This window comes from Nostoc sp. NZL (genome assembly GCF_015714705.1).
Classification (GTDB): domain Bacteria; phylum Cyanobacteriota; class Cyanobacteriia; order Cyanobacteriales; family Nostocaceae; genus Nostoc; species Nostoc foliaceum_A.
On the sequence record NZ_WBKL01000125.1, the window covers coordinates 17989 to 39327 of the forward strand.

16 protein-coding genes are annotated in these 21339 nt (G+C 44.4%); 13 read left to right on the forward strand and 3 right to left on the reverse strand.

Features of this window, described 5'->3' with window-relative positions:
- Positions 1-120: 120 nt before the first annotated feature.
- The gene (locus F8R90_RS17930) at positions 121-1332 is read right to left on the reverse strand and encodes a URC4/urg3 family protein (protein ID WP_331000678.1); all 1212 of its coding nucleotides are present in this window, start codon (positions 1330-1332) and stop codon (positions 121-123) included.
- Positions 1333-1388: 56 nt separating this feature from the next.
- Positions 1389-2645, reverse strand: coding sequence for a GTP cyclohydrolase II (locus tag F8R90_RS17935; protein WP_196511842.1), 1257 nt, complete (start codon positions 2643-2645; stop codon positions 1389-1391).
- Between the two features lie 255 nt (positions 2646-2900).
- On the opposite strand from F8R90_RS17935, the gene F8R90_RS17940 reads away from it, so the two are divergent.
- From F8R90_RS17940 to F8R90_RS17975, 8 genes are all read left to right on the forward strand, one after another.
- The gene (locus F8R90_RS17940; protein WP_114084950.1) at positions 2901-3383 is read left to right on the forward strand and encodes a tetratricopeptide repeat protein; all 483 of its coding nucleotides are present in this window, start codon (positions 2901-2903) and stop codon (positions 3381-3383) included.
- Positions 3384-3404: 21 nt separating this feature from the next.
- On the forward strand, positions 3405-4469 hold the full coding sequence (locus F8R90_RS17945) for an ABC transporter substrate-binding protein (RefSeq protein WP_196511843.1): 1065 nt from the start codon (positions 3405-3407) through the stop codon (positions 4467-4469).
- Positions 4470-4499: 30 nt separating this feature from the next.
- Positions 4500-5264 (forward strand): ABC transporter ATP-binding protein, encoded by a 765-nt coding sequence (locus F8R90_RS17950; protein WP_196511844.1) that lies wholly within the window; start codon positions 4500-4502, stop codon positions 5262-5264.
- Positions 5265-5278: 14 nt separating this feature from the next.
- A complete protein-coding gene (locus tag F8R90_RS17955; RefSeq protein WP_196511845.1) occupies positions 5279-6106 on the forward strand; it encodes an ABC transporter permease in 828 nt (275 codons plus the stop codon).
- Positions 6107-6224: 118 nt separating this feature from the next.
- Positions 6225-7568 (forward strand): FAD-binding oxidoreductase, encoded by a 1344-nt coding sequence (locus F8R90_RS17960; protein WP_196511846.1) that lies wholly within the window; start codon positions 6225-6227, stop codon positions 7566-7568.
- Between the two features lie 253 nt (positions 7569-7821).
- A complete protein-coding gene (rtcA, locus tag F8R90_RS17965) occupies positions 7822-8868 on the forward strand; it encodes an RNA 3'-terminal phosphate cyclase (RefSeq protein WP_196511847.1) in 1047 nt (348 codons plus the stop codon).
- A 987-nt stretch (positions 8869-9855) separates the two neighbouring features.
- On the forward strand, positions 9856-10668 hold the full coding sequence (locus F8R90_RS17970) for a class I SAM-dependent methyltransferase (RefSeq protein WP_190893847.1): 813 nt from the start codon (positions 9856-9858) through the stop codon (positions 10666-10668).
- Between the two features lie 680 nt (positions 10669-11348).
- Positions 11349-13685 (forward strand): EF-hand domain-containing protein, encoded by a 2337-nt coding sequence (locus F8R90_RS17975; RefSeq protein WP_196511848.1) that lies wholly within the window; start codon positions 11349-11351, stop codon positions 13683-13685.
- Between the two features lie 93 nt (positions 13686-13778).
- On the opposite strand, the gene F8R90_RS17980 is transcribed toward F8R90_RS17975, so the two are convergent.
- The gene (locus F8R90_RS17980) at positions 13779-15230 is read right to left on the reverse strand and encodes an MFS transporter (RefSeq protein ID WP_196511849.1); all 1452 of its coding nucleotides are present in this window, start codon (positions 15228-15230) and stop codon (positions 13779-13781) included.
- A 77-nt stretch (positions 15231-15307) separates the two neighbouring features.
- Between F8R90_RS17980 and F8R90_RS17985 the strand changes: the two genes are divergently transcribed.
- The 5 genes from F8R90_RS17985 (at position 15308) to F8R90_RS18005 (ending at position 21185) form a co-directional block, all read left to right on the forward strand.
- Positions 15308-15826 carry a phosphoribosyltransferase gene (locus F8R90_RS17985; RefSeq protein ID WP_196511850.1) on the forward strand — a complete coding sequence of 173 codons (519 nt, stop codon included), beginning with the start codon at positions 15308-15310 and terminating at the stop codon, positions 15824-15826.
- A 666-nt stretch (positions 15827-16492) separates the two neighbouring features.
- The gene (locus F8R90_RS17990) at positions 16493-18253 is read left to right on the forward strand and encodes a hybrid sensor histidine kinase/response regulator (RefSeq protein WP_196511851.1); all 1761 of its coding nucleotides are present in this window, start codon (positions 16493-16495) and stop codon (positions 18251-18253) included.
- Between the two features lie 33 nt (positions 18254-18286).
- Complete coding sequence (locus tag F8R90_RS17995; protein ID WP_196511852.1) at positions 18287-20398, forward strand: sensor histidine kinase; 2112 nt, start codon at positions 18287-18289, stop codon at positions 20396-20398.
- Positions 20370-20771 (forward strand): response regulator, encoded by a 402-nt coding sequence (locus F8R90_RS18000; protein ID WP_331000679.1) that lies wholly within the window; start codon positions 20370-20372, stop codon positions 20769-20771. The genes F8R90_RS17995 and F8R90_RS18000 overlap by 29 nt, the downstream gene beginning before the upstream one ends.
- Before the next feature lie 6 nt (positions 20772-20777).
- Positions 20778-21185, forward strand: coding sequence for a response regulator (locus F8R90_RS18005; protein WP_196511854.1), 408 nt, complete (start codon positions 20778-20780; stop codon positions 21183-21185).
- The last annotated feature ends 154 nt before the right edge of the window (positions 21186-21339 follow it).

Sequence of the window (21339 nt, forward strand, 5' to 3'; positions counted from 1 at the left end):
TTAACTAGTACTCAACACATATTAGATAAATATATTATTTAGACTCTACACCTATTAGAGGATTAGCTACAGGTAAAGGGCTATTTTCTCTGATTTTAAATCATCGGTAGTAGTTCATAGCTAGAATACTGTACCATCACTATCAATTTGGATAGGGGATGTACCAGCTATTCTGAGTTCGGCGGCAATTTTACGCCCTGCTGTCCAGGTTCCCCCTTGCAGAATTTTTACTAGTGGTAGTTGTTCGGGACTCATACCCAACTTTTCGCGCACTGTGGCGGCAATTTTATCCAAAAGAATCACAGTCAAAGCACGCCATTCAACTATAACTTCTGATGCTACTGAGTGGGGCGATCGCAAAACATCTGGATGTTTTGCATTAATCAGTCCCAAATCAATACACAATCCCCCATTTCGATATTCTGGTAGTCCAGTCAGGGCATCTAAACCAGTAATTACTAAACCGAGTTCCTGTAGTGGTTCTAATAAAGAGTATGTCAGCCACTGAGACAATTTGTGAAATGGTACTAAACCATCATCTGCAACTGCTGGATGTTGCCAAACATCTCCCAAATTCACCCCAGCAACTTCTAATCTGCTAGGCCAAATTTCACTCAGCCCTTCCAAAACCGCACTGAAAACAGTTGCAGCTGCTAACTGCCCGTTTTGAGATTTGCCCAACAAATAATTTATCAAATTCCCTGGACGAGGCTTTTCATCGCCAAACAAATAAGGTGAAGAGACTAAAACTTGACCTAATTTTTGTAATAATCTCAAACGTCCAGAAGTTCCCACCAAAGGATTTTCTGTATTTACCTGAAACCCAGTTGTGAGTTCTGTTTCTGTAAATGCTTGCAATCTTTGAGCATCTACCTGAGGCAAATTATTACTCGAAAAAGTCCCTTGACAAAACATTTGGAAACTGGCTACAGCCAACCCTTCCGATCGCACCAAATTTAAACCAGTTTCCTGCTCATTATAATGCCAATTATTCCCCGCACCCGCATCTAACAAGACACTAACAATTGCCAAATCAAACTTAGCAGCAGCTTTTTCTAGAGGCGTTAGTCCCGCTAACTGGCTATTTAATTGAGCTAAACGCGGTACACCCCCAACCTCAAAATGTCGCCAACGACTGTGAAACGGAATTTTGAGACTAGGGTACTCGCAGCGCATGACTTCAATTACATAATCTGCTACCTTTGTCAACTGCGTTAAATCGCAAGTAAAATAACGCGACTCACCCTCAATTACCAATGCAAACAGTTGCCCACAACGTTCCCGAATTGCCACAGGAGAACGAAGATATGCGATTAATTTTCTCTCTTCCACTCTAGAACTCCTGTAAATCACCCGTAGGGGGACGGCATGTTCCCTACACCTCTTAACTAGTCTAAAGTCCGTCCCTTCACCTCAGCCAAACCATCTGCATCTAACACATCCCCTGTAGTGTAATATCCAGCAGCTTTCTTAGCCTCCATTTCTACCCGTGCATCTGGGGGAATCAAATCTTCTGGGATGGGTATTCTTTCGACAATCTCAATTCCCGACTGAATTATGGCGTTGTACTTCATATTACTCATCGATACCATCCGATCAATGCGAGTGATGCCCAACCAATGCAACACATCTGGCATTAATTCTTGAAACCGCATGTCTTCCACTCCGGCGACACATTCTGTACGAGTAAAGTAGGCATCAGCGCGATCGCCTCCTTCTTGACGCTTCCGAGCATTGTAAACTAAGAACTTCGTCACTTCTCCTAAAGCGCGGCCTTCTTTGCGGCAATAGACAATTATACCGACACCGCCTTCCTGTGCCGTTTGGACGCACACTTCAATTCCATGTACCAAATATGGGCGACAGGTGCAGATATCTGAGCCAAACACATCAGAACCGTTGCATTCATCATGAACCCGCACAGCTACAGGTTTGTTGGGATCAGCGATCGCAGCCAAATCACCGATAATATATACTGTCACACCTCCAATTGGCGGCAAAAACACCTCCAAATCCGATCGCGTCACCAATTCTGGAAACATCCCCCCAGTTTGTTCAAATAAAGCGCGACGCAACTGTGCTTCTGCAATACCAAAACGCTTGGCAATTCCTGGTAAATACCAAACAGGTTCAACTGCGGCTTTGGTGACAACCAAATCACCGCCTGGTTTCATAATCTTGCCATCTATCTGCAAACGACCTTTGTCTACTGCATCTTGCAGTTCTGGCATATTGATGTGAGCTTGAGTAATGGCGATCGTTGGACGAATATCATATCCCTGTTGGCAATAGAATGCGAACATCTCAGATGCGATACCTCCAAAGGGGTCGAGGGATACTATCTTATTAGGGTCAGCCCAACTAGGGTGAGGCCCAATATGCTCTACTGGGGATGTATTCGTCAGATCCGCCCGATGATCCGACTGCAAAGCACCGCTAGCCACTGCTAGAGCACGATAAATTGCATAACTGCCAGAGTGAGTGCCAATCACGTTGCGATGTGCCTGCTTAGTTAGCGTAGCAATAATCGGCCCACGTTCCATAGGATTGGCTGCTCCCCATTTAATGGGGATTGGTTTAGGGCCAAAGCTACTAGGATGGGAAGTAAGAACAATATGCCTGGAAACGTCGTTTTGCTTTGGCATAGTCATTATTTTTTAGGGATGTTTTTATCAGCTATTACTCACTAGGGATCTGTCAACTACCTCTAGTCAGTTTTTATTTTTATGGCTCTAAATAACTAGCATGGTATTAGTCATATTACTGAATACAATAAATAACACAGAAAATTCATAAATAGCAATTAATCAGTGCAAATTTAAAGATGACTTTAAAAATGAATTAATAGATATATTTTGTGAGAAAGTTAATACAAAGGTATATTCACTGATCTCAAATTCATGGATTCTTTATCTATCAATTCCTTACTTGAAGAGTTGAAAAACCCCGATGCCACAGTCCGGGATAAGGCAACCAGAAAAATCTGGCGGATTTGGTTTCAGCAAAAGGGAATCTATGGGCTGGAAATAATTGATCGCAGTCAAAAGTTACTGGATGCAGGTGAAATTGCTGAAGCCGAAACAGCATTGACTGCACTAATCAAAGACCAGCCAGATTTTGCCGAAGCTTGGAATCGCCGGGCTTTCCTCTATTACAGTATTGGTGATTATCAAAAATCTCTGGCAGATTGTCAGATGGTTGTGCAGATAAATCCGATACATTTTGGGGCGCTTCACGGAATGGGTTTGTGTTATGCGGCACTAGGAGAGTATGGTGAAGCTATCAGAGCTTTTAAACGTGCTCTAGAAATTCAGCCCTATTCCCTAGTGAATCAAAAGTTGATTCTAGAATGTACATTTAGATTCAGCTACAACGGCAGATAGGAGAGAGCATTATACTGTTTTATGAATCCGTCATTACCCTCATCAACAGCAATTCATCGCCTTAGTCGCCGCAATTTTATTCAATACGGTTCTATCTGGATTGGCAGTAGCTTAATTGCTGCTTGTACTAACAGCAACCAACCGTCAACTAGCAATTCTCAGTTGGATAAAGTAACCTTTGGTACAAACTGGATAGCACAAGCAGAACACGGCGGATTTTACCAGGCAATCACTACTGGTATTTACAAAGACTACGGTTTAGATGTAACTATCAAAATGGGTGGCCCGCAGGTTCCTAGTGGTACTCAATTGTTGATGGGGGATGCGGTAGATTTCTTTATGGGTTATGGCATGGATGCCGTGAACGCCATAGCACAAGGTATTCCTAAAATCACAGTCGCAGCAATTTTTCAGAAAGACCCTTGGTGTCTTATTGCACATCCCAACCCAGCAATTAAAACCCTTGCCGACCTCAAAGGCAAACCAATTTATGTCTCCGCTTCTGCTAACATTACCTATTGGCCTTTACTGGAAGCAAAGTACGGTTTTACCGACGATCAAAAGCGCCCTTACAACTTTAATCCTGCTCCTTTTTTAACTGACAAAAATTCAGCCCAGCAAGGTTATATTACGTCTGAACCCTTTGCGATTGAAAAGCAGGGCGGTTTTAAGCCAGTGGTATTTTTATTAGCAGATTATGGCTATCAACCGTATGCAACCACTATTGAAACCAAAAAAGAACTAGTAGAAAAAAATCCTGAATTAGTGCAACGATTTGTTGATGCCTCAATTAAAGGTTGGTATAGCTACCTGGAAAATCCCCAACCAGGTAATGAGTTAATTAAAAAAGATAATCCAGAAATGACGGATGAGCAACTTGTCTATAGTATTCAAAAGCTAAAAGAATATAGAATTATCCTTTCTGATGCCTCAGAAAAACAAGGCATTGGGGCGATGAGTGACACAAAGTGGAAATCACTCTTTGACAGCATGGTTGCTACTAAGATTTCTAAATCTAATGTTAATTACAAAGACGCATACACCTTGCAATTTGTGAATAAAGGGGTAGGCTATTACAAGACGTAAGCGATCGCTTGCTATTCTCCAGATTTTTGAATGAGTAACCGTCCCATTGTCACACTCAATCAGATTAGTAAGGTCTATACCAATGGCACTGTTGCCCTGCAAGACCTGAATTTAGGAATTCCAGAGTCGCAATTTGTTAGTTTAGTTGGCCCCTCCGGATGCGGTAAAAGTACAGTCCTGCGCCTGATTGCCGGATTAGGACGCATAAGTTCTGGTAGTATTGATTGGGGTATAACTCAGCAAGCAAGAAAGCTGGCTTTTGTTTTCCAAGATGCCGCGCTCATGCCTTGGACAAATGTCAGGGAGAATGTGCGCCTACCGCTGAAGTTGGCGAAAATTTCCAAAAAAGACAGCCAAGCATTGGTACAGCAGACATTAGAGCTAGTAGGATTAGAAGGCTTTGAGGAGAACTATCCCCGCCAGTTATCAGGTGGGATGAAGATGCGGGTATCAATTGCTAGGGCATTAGTTACTCAGCCAAATATCCTATTGATGGATGAACCATTTGGGGCATTAGATGAAATTACTCGTAGCAAACTCAATGGTGATTTACTCGATTTGTGGCATCAACATCGCTGGACGGTGGTTTTTGTTACTCACAATATTTACGAAGCAGTGTACTTATCAAATCGGGTGCTAGTCATGGGGATAAGTCCCGGACGGATTGTAGCAGATGTAGAAATTGATGCTCCCTATCCCCGTGGCGATGACTTTCGCACATCATTGCTGTATAACCGATATTGCCGTGAAATTTCTCAGCATCTAGCCCAAGCTATGAGCTTTGCCCCAATTTAAAGTTTTGAATTTATATGCTATTTATCCGTCGTACCCAATCACAAAAGACATCGAGCAAGTTTCTTTCTGCTGACGTTTTGGCACCGATGGGAGTTGGTATTATAGCAGTATTTTTATGGGATATATTTGTGCGGATAACACATCTACCTCCTTATATCCTTCCTGGCCCTTTATTAGTATTTAAAACCTTAATTACTGACTGGAACGAGCTTTTTCCATCACTATTAATTACACTGCAAATCACAGTCGTTGCTTTTATTGCTGCGGCTATTTCTGGTTTACTCATGGCGATTTTGTTCACCCAAAGTAAATGGATTGAACGCAGTTTATTTCCTTATGCAGTAATTTTACAAACAACTCCGATCGTTGCGATCGCACCCTTAATAATTCTCTGGCTAAAAAATAACACCTTCGCCGCTTTAGTTGTTTGTGCCTGGATTGTCGCCTTTTTCCCCATTGTATCCAACACTACATTAGGACTCAACAGTGTTGACCGAAACTTGCTCAACCTATTTCAACTTTACAAAGCTTCTCGCTGGCAAACACTGCTGTATCTGCGCTTACCTAGCGCCATGCCCTATTTCTTAGGCGGTTTAAAAATTAGCGGTGGTTTAGCATTAATTGGCGCAGTTGTAGCTGAATTTGTCGCCGGGACTGGTGGGGCAAAATCTGGCATTGCTTACCGAATTTTAATCTCCAGCTACAATTTACAAATTCCTCGGATGTTTGCAGCATTATTCCTCACAACCGGGTTGGGTGTATTAATTTTTGTCAGCTTGAGCGCCCTATCTGACTTTATATTAAGTAAGTGGCATGAAAGTGCTGTTAAACATGAGAATTAAGATTTTAAAACGCAGAGGAGCGCAAAGGTTTACGCAGAGGAACGCAGAGGAGTTAATTCTCTGCGAACCTTTGCGCTTCCCTCAGCGTCCCTCTGCGTTAAAAATAAGGATATAAGCTATGACAACATTAAATGCTCTAATTAATTCTCTAAAAGGCATAGAAACCATCACCGACTCCGCCCAAGTTGCAAAATTATCGCAGGATTATCACACCTTTAGCCCAGTACTTGTGCCGAAACTAGAGGGAAAAGTCGGGGATATCGTAGTGCGTCCCGCCAATGAAGCTGAGGTTTTAAAAGTTGCAGCCGCCTGCGCGAAACACCGTGTACCCGTGACAGTGCGGGGTGCGGGAACTGGTAATTATGGGCAGTGCGTGCCGTTGCATGGTGGCGTAATTTTAGATATGACGCGGATGCAAGAGATTCCTTGGATAAAACCGGGGGTAGCGCGGGTAGAAGCTGGGGTGAAGTTGGCGGCTTTGGATAAAAAAGCCAGAGAAATCGGCTGGGAAATCCGCATGGCCCCCTCGACGTACCGCACAGCGACAATTGGCGGATTTATTGCTGGGGGGAGTGGGGGCATTGGTTCAATACAATATGGATTACTAGGCGATCGCGGTAATATCCTAGCATTGCGGGTGGTAACTGTAGAAGATGAACCCCGTGTGATTGAGTTACGCGGCGACGATGTGCAAAAGGTGAATCACGCTTGGGGAATTAACGGCATCATCACCGAAGTGGAAATCCCCTTGGGGCCAGCTTATCCTTGGGCAGAAGTCATTGTCACCTTTGACGAGTTTATGACAGCAGCCAAGTTTGGTCAGGCTGTTGGCAATGCTGATGGCATGATTAAGAAGTTGATTTCTGTCTTTGCATCCCAAATCCCCCAATACTTTCACGCCCTACAACAATACATTCCTGAAGGGACTCACCCAGTATTTTTGATAATTGCTGAATCGAGTTTGGAATTCTTACCGGGTTTGGTGCAGCAATATGGCGGCAAAATTACTTATGAAAAACCAGCACAGGAAGCAGGCAAAGGTACACATTTAGCAGAATTTTGCTGGAACCACACTACCTTACACGCCCGGAGTGTAGATACTGCAATTACCTACTTACAAAGTATGTTTCCTCGCGAGCGCAGTTTGCAAGTAGTAGAGCATATGTATCATCACTTCGGCGATGAAGTAATGATGCATTTGGAATTTTTTCGGGTGACCGGTAGCGTAGTTCCTGGTGCTTTGCAACTTGTACGCTACACCACAGAAGAACGCCTCAACGAAATTATCCGCTATCACGAAGAACAGGGTGTGAGTATTGCCAATCCCCACACATATATTATTGAAGACGGCGGCAGAAAAGTTATTGATCCTGAGCAGTTAAAATTTAAGGAAATAGTTGACCCCTATGGGTTGATGAATCCCGGTAAAAGCAAGGTTCTTCAATTCCAAATTCAAAATTAGCAAAATACAGAAACACATAAGCTGATGCGCGTCTAAAGTATATAAATATTCTTGATGGTCGTTAACTGTTGACTGTTAACCGTCAACAGTCATCAGGTAAATGTACAAATTAAATGCGTAACAGCTTATTAGAACTTTTTGTGTATATTTGTGTAACCTCGCTTGAAAAAGCTAGTTGTTAGGCGTTTATAATTTGTGGTTTGATTTTAAGAGCCGTGGGGATAACCCAAAATCCAACATCCCAAAATCGCCCATGATTGAAATTGACGGTTCCTACGGAGAGGGAGGCGGACAAGTTCTTCGCACTTCCTTAAGTCTAGCGGCCATCACTGGCGAACCCATACGAATTACAGGCATTCGCGCTGGACGCAAAAAGCCAGGATTAGCAGCACAACATTTAACCGCAGTTCGGGCTGCGGCGAGAATTTGTAATGCCCAACTACAGGGTGATGCTTTGGGTTCAATGCTGCTGGAATTCATCCCAGGTAGTGCTGTGCAAGCTGGAATTTATACCTTTGATGTTAGTAAAGCACAACAAGGTGGTTCTGCGGGTGCGATCGCTCTAGTTTTACAGACAATTCTCTTACCTTTGGCACTAGCATCGGGCAATTCCCAAGTAACGCTAAAGGGTGGAACTCATGTAAACTTTAGTCCGACAGTGACGTACATTGAGCAAGTTTATTTACCAATATTGCAACGCATGGGTGTAGAAGCCCAAGTCAAGTTAGGGGCTTGGGGGTGGTTTCCCCAAGGTGGAGGAGAGGTAGAGTTGCAGGTGAGTGGCGGTGGTAAACTCAACGGGATCAACTTGCTGGAACGAGGAGAGTTACAACAGGTGCGGGGACTAGCAGTGGTGACAGAATTGCCTTCCCATATTCCGCAACGGATGGCGAATCGTGCCGAGAATTTGTTACGAGAAGCCCATTTGAAAGTTCATGTACAGACTTTGCGAGAAAGAGGTGTGGCACCTGGGGCGGGTATTTTCCTAACTGCTGAGTATCAGAACAGCTTGACTGGCTTTGGTGGGTTTGGGCGATTACGGTTGTCGGCGGAAACAGTTGCAGAAATTGCTTGTCAGCAGCTGCTTGAGTTTCATCAAACCGGCGCACCAGTGGATGAACATTTAGCAGATCAGTTATTATTACCAGCGGCTTTAGCGTCACAAGAAAGTCAGTACCGGGTGGCTGAGGTGAGTAGACATTTGACGACGAATGCAGCAGTAATTGAACAATTTGGGTTGGCGCAAATTACGGTAGATGAAGCTGAGAAAATAGTATCGGTAAAGAGTTTGACTATTTAAATTAACTATAGCTACATAGAAAATTGCCTCATTTCTATGAGTTGAAATGAGGCAAAGGAGCTTTTATAAGCGGAGACAGAAAACTTTTGATACTTTATATAGGAGGATTTGCAATCAATCCCGTAAAGCCATATTTGTTGTCAGAATAAGCAACTGATAAATTGACAAGGTGACTGCAAGTGGGTTTGAGACTGAGTTCAGTTGTTCCTGATACTTACTATTTAATTAAATATCGAACATAGCCTTTGAATTTACCTCTGCTAAAGGCATATATTTAGGTTAAGTCAGTTTGCGATCGCAAATACAAGAAATTAGGCATTGAGCAGAGAGATGTTTGTCGTTGGCTGTGCCAATTAAGTAAGTCGGCGTAAATAATTATTGTTGCGATAAGGCAGGGGGCAGGGAGCAGGGAGCAGGGAGAGAAAGAGTTTGAGCTTTATTTACTTTTATTTACATAGTTTGGTTTTATTGCACCGACTTACTTAAGTGTAGGAATCTTGTACCTAGCAAATCATACTCTTGGATAAGTGCCATAACTTTGCTAATGAGTCTTTGATACTCGTGAATGAGTCTTTTATACTCGTGGACGAGTCTTTGATACTCGCGGACGAGTCTTTGATACTCGTGAATGAGTCTTTTATACTCGCGAACGAGTCTTTGATACTGGTGAATGAGTCTTTGATACTCGTGGACGAGTCTTTGATACTCGCGGACGAGTCTTTTATACTCGTGAATGAGTCTTTTATACTCGCGGACGAGTCTTTTATACTCGTGGACGAGTTATTAACAGACGATCGCACCCATTAAAATTTTCGGCAACTACATCTAAACTAAAGTTTTCAGGCGATGGCGCAAAGCACCCCCTAGAAACGATCGGCATCTCATATAAAAAAGAGACTAGACTATATTGTATTTGCAGTTTATTTCTCGTTCTTAGGTTTGAGTATAGAAACGCCAGCAACGAGTGTAAGTAGGAGATATTCATTTATGCCAAGATGGACTGCACAGGAGAAAGAAGCGTATCGAACCGAGGTGATGCAACGCATTACCGCAGCCATGCCCTCAGTAATGCAGGAATATGCCTCCATTAATTGGGAAGAGGAACTCAAAGGCTACCATACCGAACATGAATATTACCCTGATTACATCCACGCTCCCATTCATGGCCTAACCGATTCCTACACCAACCCTCAGTCTTGTTTAGCCTGGGATGCTGCTATGGATGCCATTATTCCTCTCAGCCACAAAGTTAGTTGCCAGCAGTTGCGCGAGAAAATGGCTGAACTCATTCCTGAAGACACTCAAATTGAGACGGTGTTAGAGCTTGGTGCAGGTACGGCTGAGGGAGCGCTGGCCTTGGCACGGCGGTTTCCACAGGCGAATTTTCGCGTTACTGATGTTTCGCCTTACATGCTGGTGATTAGTCAGCACAAGTTTAACAAGGCTGGATTTAGTGAGCGGGCTTCGTTTGAGCAGGTGGACGCTCGTCATACTGGTTACCCTGACAACTCTTTTGATATTGTCACATCATCACTACTCTTCCACGAGACACCTAAAGAGTGGACGCCTAAGATTCTTAAAGAGATGTACCGGATCACCAAACCCGGAGGTTGGGTACTATATGCTGACACCTATCGTGGTGAATACGCCCTGAGCGCTTCTTTTCAAGAACCGTGGTTGGATGACTTTATCCATTTCAACTTCGAGTACGAGTTTGCCAAAGCAGGTTTTACAGAACTCAATTACATTCGCTATGCCGTGGGTTTGTGGTATATGGTTGGCCGTAAGCTAGAAACGTGATGGCAAAACAATGACAACAGAAGTTAGCATCACGGCATAGCGACGGCAGCTTATTACTCACCGGGCGACTAGAAGTCGCAACTATACAGACAAAACCCACCTCCGTGGGTTAAACCCTTGATGTATTAGTCCACGGAGGTGGACTACCCTGCGGGAAGTCGCAAAGCGTCTATGTTTGTGTAGTAGCGAATTCTATTCGCCTAATACTTTTCAAACTTTTTCCAACTATAAAAGCATAAATAATCAAAGGTTTGTAGTGAGAAATTTAGTTCTTAGATGACGGCTAAAACACTTGCTAGAAAACAATTTTAAGATTTTTTGTATTACTTAATATAGTTTGGTTTATTCTCACTGACTTACTTGGTTGCTCTAAAAGCAGTTGCAATTAAACCCGTAAATCTGCATTTATTCATGACTTACGCAAAATAATGAAAAAACGAACCGCAAAGGACGCAAAGGACACAAAGGAATAAGAGTTTGAGAGAGTTATTGCGTAAGTCCTATTATTGCAACAATAAGCAACTGACAAATTTACAAGGCGACTGCAAATAACGTTGAGATAAAATTCAGTCGTTCCTGATACTTGCTATTTACTGAACATAAATAGTCAGCATTGAAGTAGCTGTTAAAAAACATGGTAATAAATTTATTAGTGACACCTATGGAATTGGAACAAAACCATGATTGATGAACAAGAAATAGAAAAATTGTGGCAAGCTTTCAAGGTATTAGACGTAGACGGCAACGGAGCGATCTCAACCGACGAACTGGGAGACGTAATGCGATCGCTTGGGCAAAATCCCACGGAAGCGGGGCTGCGGGACTTGATCAAGGAGATTGACGTTGACTTGTCAGGCACTATCGACTTTGAAGAATTTAAAACGCTGATGATAGCTAAGGTAGGCGATCACCAAAGCCGCCTCAAGTTAGCCTTCAGCGCCTTTGATGAAGACGGTAGCGGTGAAATTACTGCCGCCGAGTTGCGGACTGTTATGACTCAGTTTGGGCTGACAGACGCTGAATTGAATGAGATGTTACGGGAAGTAGATCATGATGGCGATGGCTCAATTGACTTTGAGGAATTTTGTCAGCTAGTACCGGAAGAGTCAGAGAGCAAAACTGGCTATCAAGACTCACCGATTTCCCTTAACAGTTCACTCAAGACAGTTGCTACTTCCAATGAGGCCGCAGCAGCCAGCACCCAGCTGACGCAAGAAGCAACGACTCCAGAGTTGGCACAGCTAAGAGAACAGTTAGTACAACACCCAAACTCACCAAATCAGAAAACAAGCGGAACCTCCCGCTTACAAATGCAGATTGGTTTGTTTCGTTTGATTCAAGGAGCAGCTTACCGCAGCTTTCGTGAGAGTTTCTCCGCCAACCATGAAACTCACTTGCGGGTGAAAAACTTACCATACAGAATTACTGATTTTGTGGAGTTTGTTAAGCAAGCGATCGCACTGTACAAATCATTAGGTATAGTATCCGAGGATTGCTACCCCGTCTTAGATGCAGTGGTTGAATCAATTGCCGATGAATATACCCGATTGCAGGAGCGGATCAAAAACTGGCAAACAGTGGCAAAGACACCAGAAATGTTGGCAGAGCAGCAAGCAATTTTAGAGGCGCGGAGTAAATTTGCCAATGTCAAAGAAAAGTTTGCAGCTGGAGTCGAGTTTGCGATTACCATCAAAAAGAAAAGTCTCAGCTTGGGTGACATCGTGGAAGGTGTGCTAGCCATTAACGAACTCAATCGTCTGAGGGGAATAGAACTGAATGAAGAAATGGCTCCACCACCAACTAAATCTGCGGGAAATCCAAAAGACTATTTGAACAAGTGGAACCGCGTCATCCTCTCGCAAGCAACCGAGGAAATAGATGGTGCAATCATGCCAGTAGCATATTGGTATGAGGACTTTATGCCAAAGTTGTTGGCAGCGTTTAGTGTTTCTACCACAGCAGATATCCCAAGTAACACCGTACCCGACGAGGCAGCTTTAGATGAGTGGTATCAGTGTACAAAAAACTCAGGAGAATTTAACCGCTACGGGGCGGATGTTGCCGAAAATTTTCTCCATTGCACTCCCAAACAGAAATTGATCCTCAAACAAGCATGGCGGTTAACGCATCACTACCTGAATGGAGTGCAGAAACGGCGCGAACGCCTAGAATTTGGACGAGAATCAGGGGCGCTATCGCAGTATGTAGCATTCATTGATGTCTATCTAGATCGGACTGAGGTGAAAGATTCCCAGATGCGAGTCAGCTTCCCCTACTACATTGGCCCGGCAGTTTGGCGCTTCTTCCATACCACGGCTGAGATTGTGTGTACCAAGACCGATGTACAGCAAAAAGCCGCAGTGGCAATATTCAAAGACTTCTTCCAACTGTTTGCCACGATGTACCCCTGTCCCTATTGCCGCCACCACCTGAATATGTACGTTGTGCAAAATAAGGAAGTGGATATGTATCCTGTGGAATACCTTGTGCTTGGGCGCGATCCTAACCTGACTGACTTTGAGGTGTCACTGGAGGCGAAATTATCTACCGTAGTAGATGGTTCCTCCCTACGCTTATTCTTTTGGAAGCTACATAATACCGTTTCTTCTTCCATTGCGCGATCAGAGGAGTGGTATCAAAAGGATGAGAAGGCATTCTACACCACCCGCTTTTGGCCTAGCCTTGACTCTGAGTTAGCCAGAGCCAATGCCCTCAAATACACCAGCATAGAAACTGCTCGCATCTACAACATCTACGGAATTCTCAAGCCATTGGCGCGGCTGACAGGGTTAAAAACGGAATTACCAAAGCTGCTAGAGAAGGGCGATCAGAATAACCTCAAGGAAGCGTGTATAGTTGCACAGAACCACATCCAGGATTTAGAGGAAGCTGTCATTAGCGGACAGTTTCTGCAAGAGACATACTACTTTGAGCCTAGCCTTGTAGATAAACCTCCACTCTTCACCCCCGAAGAAGAAGAGTTTGCTCGAACTGGTATGTTTACAGAAACCATTTAAAATAATTCGTAATGACGCTCGAAGACTCGCTACCGCTTCGCTAACGTAATTCGTAATTCGTAATTGAATTCTTAACTACGAATTACGAATTAGTTAACTTCCCTTTTTTTCTTGTCGTTCTTTGAGTTTCAGCATGATTTCTGCGTGCATCTCGCGGGTAATTGGGTAAAAATACGTTAAAACTAAGCCACAAAGCAAACAAACGGTAGGTATCGGCCCAACAGCAATGCGAATAGCAAACAATGCCGATTCCGGTTGGATAGGTAGTGGACTTCCGGCTACAGTTTCTTTGAAACCGGATACTTGCAAAGCATTTCCCACCAAAAACAGCCCGAAAGCTAAACCAAATTTTTGTAGCAAAACCATGAAGCCATAAAAAATGCCTTCTCTGCGTTGTCCAGTTTGCAGTTCATCTAATTCAATCACATCTGGAATCATCGACCAGGGAATTAGATAAGCTGTGGATACACCAATACCTGCCATGACAGCCATAAAATACATCAAAACTATTTGACCAGGTTGTAAGAAAAATAGTCCGGCTGCTGCTATTATCCATAAACTCATTCCCAGAAAATAAACAACTTTTTTCCCAATTTTTTTACTCAATGCACCCCAAACAAATAGCATTAGCAGGGCAGTTCCTTGGACTGCAATCATCACTGTGGGCACGTCTGATTCTTTAAGACCCATACAATTGACTACAAAATAGGGAATAATGCTGGCTGTTACCTGTACGCCTAGCCAAGAAAAAAGATATATACCAATAACAAATAAAAAAGGTCGGTTGCTAAAGACAATTTTTAGCTGTTCAAAGAAGGGGAGAGATGCAGGTTCCTCGGTTTGGATGCGTTTAGCCTCAAAAGCCAAGATGCGATCGCGGACTCCAAAAACGCACCAATATAATCCTAAAATAGAAATTACAGTACAAACTGCTGCTAAAACGAGAAATTGTTGTTGGCGATCGCTAATTTGAGAAAAAACAATTTGCGTTAAAATCAATGACAGAATACTGCCACCAATAGAAAATGTAAAGCGATAGCTGTTAAGGCTAGTGCGTTCGTCGTAATCTTGAGTTAGTTCAGGAGTCATTGCCGTATAAGGCAAATTCACAACCGTGTAAAACGCCTGAGATATTACCCCAATCGCTACGTAATACCAGAACAGCGGCCAAATATTCTCACTCTGATTTGCGCTAAATTGCGGTACAATCCACTGCAAGAAAAAGAAAATTCCAAAGGGGATTGCTCCATAAAACATCCAAGGAAGACGACGACCCCAACGACGAGATTTCGTTTTATCAGTCAGAAACCCGACAACCGGATCATTTACCCCATCCCAGATTTTGCCAATCATCAAAATGCTGCCAGCTAAACCCGCAGGGATACCAGCGACATTGGTAAAGAAAACCAGCAGAAAAAAGACGGAGATATTTGCAGTAATTGCTGGTCCTAAATCTCCTGCACCATAAGCCAGCTTTGTTTTCAAGTCGAGTTTTTCACTGAGAGGATTTCGTTGGACATCGCCATCAGCAGCAGAATCATTCATAAAACTTTGCACTCATACTAAAATAAAAAGTCTGCAATCGCCTTCAATACTAGCTATCTACCACTCCCGTTAGACTTATGCCAGACCTTTATGTTTCTTGGTCAGATTATCACCAAAAAATTGAACAACTGGCTATTCAGATTTATGAATCCGGTTGGGAATTTAACCAGATTATCTGTCTTGCCAGAGGAGGACTAAGAGTCGGAGATATTCTTTCCCGTATATACCAGCAGCCGCTGGCAATTTTAGCAACCTCATCTTACAGTGGCACTGGAAAGCAAGAGAGAAGTAATTTAATTTTCTCCCGCCACTTAACGATGACTGCCGAAAAGTTAGGTTCGCGCATTCTCCTAGTCGATGACTTAGTAGACTCTGGCATCACACTCCAGCAGACTATACCTTGGCTCAAGCAAAATACTGATTTTCCCCTTGAGGAAATTCGCACCGCCGTTCTTTGGTATAAAGCCTGTTCAGTTATAACACCCAATTATTATGTTGATTATCTGCCTGACAACCCCTGGATTCATCAACCTTTTGAACACTACGAGCAGATGAACCCCGCAGAACTTGCGGCTAAGGTAAGTCAACTGTGTTGATTAATACCTACACAATGTTAATCTCGCAGCCAAAAGTATTGGTCACTTTTTAGATTTTAGCGTTAGCGTAGCTCGCCGCAGGCATCGCTTCCCTTAGCACTATCAATCGCAAGTTATTTTTAATATTGGCTTTCATCCGAAAAACCATTGCTGGTATTAGAAGGAACTTCCAAAATCTTCCCTCAGGAAGTACCAAGGGCAAATCATTTTGTCGTAGTCTTTGTTTTATGCGAATCAAAGGAAGCCAGAAAAGAAAGCAGGGGGCATCTATGCTAAACCTAACAATCAATGGGGGATTATAACCACAACTGAGTGTAGGGTAGCGAGTCCGTAAGGGTATTGGAGGCCACCATACCTCCGGTATGGTGGCCTGTCTCCAAATAGGTCTTGGAATAAGACTTTCTCAAAAACTTTTTCTTTTTTCCTACTTCCTACCTTGCCCGGAGGGCTTGGCCAAAATCCAGGAGTAAGAATGAAAGGGTTTTATACTACCACCTGATTGTAAAATCCCCTAATTAGGCGGGTGTATAAAACTCTTTTATTTAAAATTCAGAATCCATTCTGAATTTTGATTTTTTCTTGATAAAAATTGAAGAAATGTTACGAAACTTGGTGAATCTGGACAGGAACTGCTTAGGCAATATTTCTTAGAAGCGGAGTAGTGTAATGACGAATGAGGAAGTGGAGCAAATATGTTTAGACGATATTCTCATCACTGAAGAATTGTCCCATAGAATACCCAGAACCACTGACCTCAAGAAAGAAAACGATGCACTTCATACCCTGATAGGGCAAGTAGTTGAGCAGCCTCAAATTCTGCTCAAAAAGCTTGTAAAAATAATTACTCAATTGTGTCAAGCAGAAACAGCAGGTGTCAGCTTACTTGAGGTGACTCCGAACGGGGAAGATATTTGCCGTTGGGTCGCACTAGCCGGGATATTAGAAGCCTATGAACAAACTCCCACTCTTTACACCTTTAGTTGCTGCGGCATCTGCCTAGAACGTCAAGCCCCCCTGCTCTATTCCTATCCAGAACGGTATTTCACCTTCTTGCAAGAGTTTAAGCCAGCAATCGTTGAGATACTCATGGTTCCTTTATTGATTCACAATCAACCACTTGGCACGATTTGGATTGTATCCCACGATGAGCATCGGCAGTTCGATCGAGAAGACTTGCGGCTGATGACAAGCTTCGCAAATTTTACAGCCACTGTTCTTCACAGTAGTAACGCCCGTCAAGCAGCCGAAGAATCTGCACGGCGTGAGCAAGCCGCCCGTGGGGTTAGCGAAGCGGCACAAAATGCAGCTGAACAAGCCAACCGTCTCAAAGATGAGTTCCTCGCTGTTCTATCTCACGAACTGCGTTCCCCTCTCAACCCGATTTTGGGCTGGGCAAAACTCCTGCAAACCCGCAAATTTGATGAAGCAAAGACGGCTTATGCCCTAGAAACCATTGAGCGCAATGCCAAGTTGCAGTCTCAGCTGATGGAAGATTTACTGGATGTTTCCCGCATTCTTCAAAGAAAACTCAGCCTGAAGATCAGTTCTGTTGACCTGTCCGCCGTCGTTGAAGTAGCCCTTGATACCGTGCGTCTAGCGGCTCAAGCCAAGTCAATTCAACTCAAAACGGTATTTGAACCGGATGTAGGGCAAGTTTTAGGCGATCCCAGTCGCTTGCAGCAAGTCGTCTGGAATTTGCTCTCTAACGCTGTTAAGTTCACACCGTCTGGGGGGCAGGTGGAAATACGACTTGAATGCGTGGGTACACAAGCGCAAATCCAAGTGAGTGACACGGGTAAAGGCATCAACCCAGAATTTCTGCCTCACGTATTTGATTACTTCCGTCAAGCTGACAATACCACAACAAGAAGCTTTGGCGGCTTGGGGCTTGGTTTAGCGATCGTTCGTCAAATCGTCGAACTGCACGGTGGAACAGTCCAAGCAGAAAGTGAAGGAGATGATAAAGGTGCAACCTTTACTGTGTTGTTACCTATCAAGAGTGCCGAGCCTCAAACAAGTGAAGACAAAAGTTTGCCTGACGATTCTTCTAATCTTCAAGGGATAAATGTGCTAGTCGTGGACGATGAAGTTGATACCCGCGAGCTAATAGTTTTCATCCTGCAACAGTATGGTGCTTCTGTGCGTGCCTTCGCCTCAGCTTCTCAAGCACTAGACGCCTTTGCACTTGAGAAACCACATATTATTTTAAGTGATATTGGGATGCCAGAAATGGATGGCTATATGCTGATTCGGCAAATTCGCTCGCTACCGCCACAGCAAGGGGGAGAGATCCAAGCGATCGCACTGACAGCTTATGCTGGAGAGATAAACCAGGAACAAATTCTCCAAGCAGGATTCCAAGAACATTTGACTAAGCCAATAGAACCAGCAAAATTAGCGATGGTAATTGCTAGCCTAGTTAAATAATAAGTAATTATTCTAAGAAGTCGAGAGTAAGAGGTGGCTACAAATTCCGGTTTTAGAAATCTAAAAGATCAGTTCCTTCCTGAACGCAAAGAAGCTCTGCTGGCTCGGATGGCGAACCGCATCCGGCAATCGCTGAACCTGCAAGAGATTTTGGATGCAACTGTAGTCGAGTTGCGGGCATTTTTGCAAACCGACCGAACTAAGGTCTACCGCTTCGATCGCGACGGGCATGGACACGTCGTTGCCGAAGCCAGCGCCCCCAACCGCCTACCTTCTTTGCTGGGATTACACTATCCATCTGATGACATTCCGCCCCAAGCGCGGGCTTTGTTTGTCAAAGCACGTACCCGCTCCATTGTCAATGTCAGTGAACAGCGAATTATCCTCAACTCGCTGCCGGCTCCCAAAACGACGGCGCTCGGGGACTTGACCGTTGAAGAAGTGCAAGAGCAACCCCTCGAAGATATCTTAAGCCGTCCGGTAGACCCCTGCCATGTAGACTATCTCACCCAGATGGGTGTGCAATCTTCTCTGGTAGTGCCAATAATTTATCAACAGGAACTCTGGGGGCTGTTGATCTCTCATCATGCCGAACCCAGAGAGTTTACATCTGAGGATTTGCTGGTCGTCCAATTGCTCGCTGACCAGGTTTCACTGGCAATTACCCAGGCGAATCTGCTGAGTCAGGTACAGGAACAGCAGCAGCGTGATGCGATCGTTAATCAGATTGCCACTATGCTGCACGCGCCTCTGACCCCTGAAGAGATTTTGCATAACGTTCTGGAGGAAGCAGTCAAAGCTTCTGGCAGTTCTGGAGGAAGGTTGTACCTAACTTCCCCGGATGAGGCTTTACCAGCCCATCTTTATACTTACGGAAATCAGCCGGCTCCATCCGAGCTTGAGCAACCACACTTACTAGAAAATCATCCCCTTTGGCAAGAGGTAGGGGAAACTCCTGTTCCCATCGACACCGCCTTAACTCAAGAAGATAAACCTTCCCTGCGAGTGGTAATTAACCTTCAGCAAGAACCACGTCTGCACCAACTGATTGAATCCTTCCAGACCACACCGATTCGGGGTTTGATTGTTCAACCGTTGTATTATGGTAAAGAATTCCTGGGGTATCTAACATTCTTTCGTGACCAAATCGGCACAAAAAATCTCTGGCCAGGCTATGAGGAAGACGATGAGCGCCAACAGCGACCCCGCCAGTCAATGGCGCAATGGCAGGCGCTCAAAGAAGATAAAGCTCATCCCTGGAGCATCGAAGAGATGGAACTCATCCAGTCTTTGAACATTCACCTATCGCTGGCCGTGCTGCAAAACCGCCTCTATCACCGCGAACGCCAGCAACGCCTGATAGTTGAGATGCACAACGAAGCTCTCTCTCATGCCCGAGCTGCCGCCGAAGAGGTGAGTCGCCTCAAGAGCAACTTCTTGGCTTCTACCAGCCACGAATTGCGAACCCCTCTGGCCTCGACCTTAAACTATTTAAAGTTGCTCAAAGAGCGCCTTTATGAAGACGAAGATGAGTTGCGCGAATATATAGATGGTGCTTACCAATCGACGCAAAATCTAGTTACCATCATTAACGATGTGCTTGACATTGCCAAGATTGAAGACGGGCGCATAGCTTTAGATTTAGAGACAGTTTATCTGCAACAGCTTTTACAAGAGCAATGTTTCCTTTCAGGTGCCGAAAGCCGCTACAAGGCAATTCCTCTGACACTCGACTGTGAAATCGAGACTGTTTTCGCCGACAAGATCAAAGTCCGTCAGGTGATGACAAACTTGCTGGATAACGCCTTCAAATTCACCGATGAGGGTCAAATCGATGTCCGGGCTGTCGTCGATAGTACTGGGACAATGGCTCAAATCTCGGTACACGACACAGGTATCGGCATTGAGATGGAAAACTCAGAGCAACTGTTTTCCCCATTTGTGCAAGCTGATGGTTCTGCCCAGCGCTCCTACGGGGGTACAGGCTTAGGGCTGACTATCTGCAAGCGATTAGTGGAACTGATGGGTGGTAAGATATGGCTTGAAAGCCCAGGACTAGGGCAGGGAAACACGGTGACTTTTACCCTGCCTCTGAACGAACCGAGTCAGATCAAAGGTGACAGTCTTGAACATCCTGCTGGTTGAAGACAATCAACTCCTAGCTAAGGGAACCGCCAAACTAATCGAACGTTTAGGGGGTCATCAGGTGTTTATTACTGCTGAACCACAAGAGATATTCCAACAATGCGAAGCGGGGGCAGTAGAACTGGTGATTATGGATATCAATTTGCCGGGAGCTAGGTGGGAAGGACAAAAAGTCGATGGCTCCGTCCTGTCGCGCCATTTAAAGGCACAGTGGAAACAGTTACCAATTATCCTGGTGACGGCTTACACCATGCCGGCCGATCAACATCTCCTGTTGTCCCAATCTGGGGCTGACAGTTGCTATACCAAACCCATAACTGACTACGATGCCTTTTTGGATATGATTAGTCTTCTTGGTCAAAAAAGGAATTGAATCTCCATGTACAAGCTAGCGATTTTGGATGATGACGAACACTGGTGCCGCATCATCCAACGCTTTCTGAAGCAAGAATATGCTATAGCAATCTATAAGTCAGTGTCTAGTTTCTTGTGGGAGTTAGATGAACTAAACCAGTACGATATATTTCTGGTCGATTTCGTCCTGCCTACGGCTCGGTATGAGCTAAATACAGATGGCATGGAAATCGTTACCGCTCTCAAGCGCCGCTTGCCTCGTTCTCCTGTAGTCATCCTCGTCACGGCTTACATGAGCAAAAATGAGTTAGAGGTGCATGGCAAACAAATGTGTCCAGAAGCAGACGGATTTTTTGCCAAGGATGCTGGACTAGAATTATTGGCTCACCAAATGAAGCGGTTGCTCCCACCAGGTACAACTGAGGACAGTTAGAGGTGAGTTAATTTTTGTAGGTCGATGCAACAAAGGTGCGGGTCGATGCAACAAAGGTGCGGGTCGATGCAACAAAGGTGCGGGTCGATGCAACAAAGGTGCAGGTCGATGCAACAAAGGTGCGGGTCGATGCAACAAAGGTGCGGGTCGATGC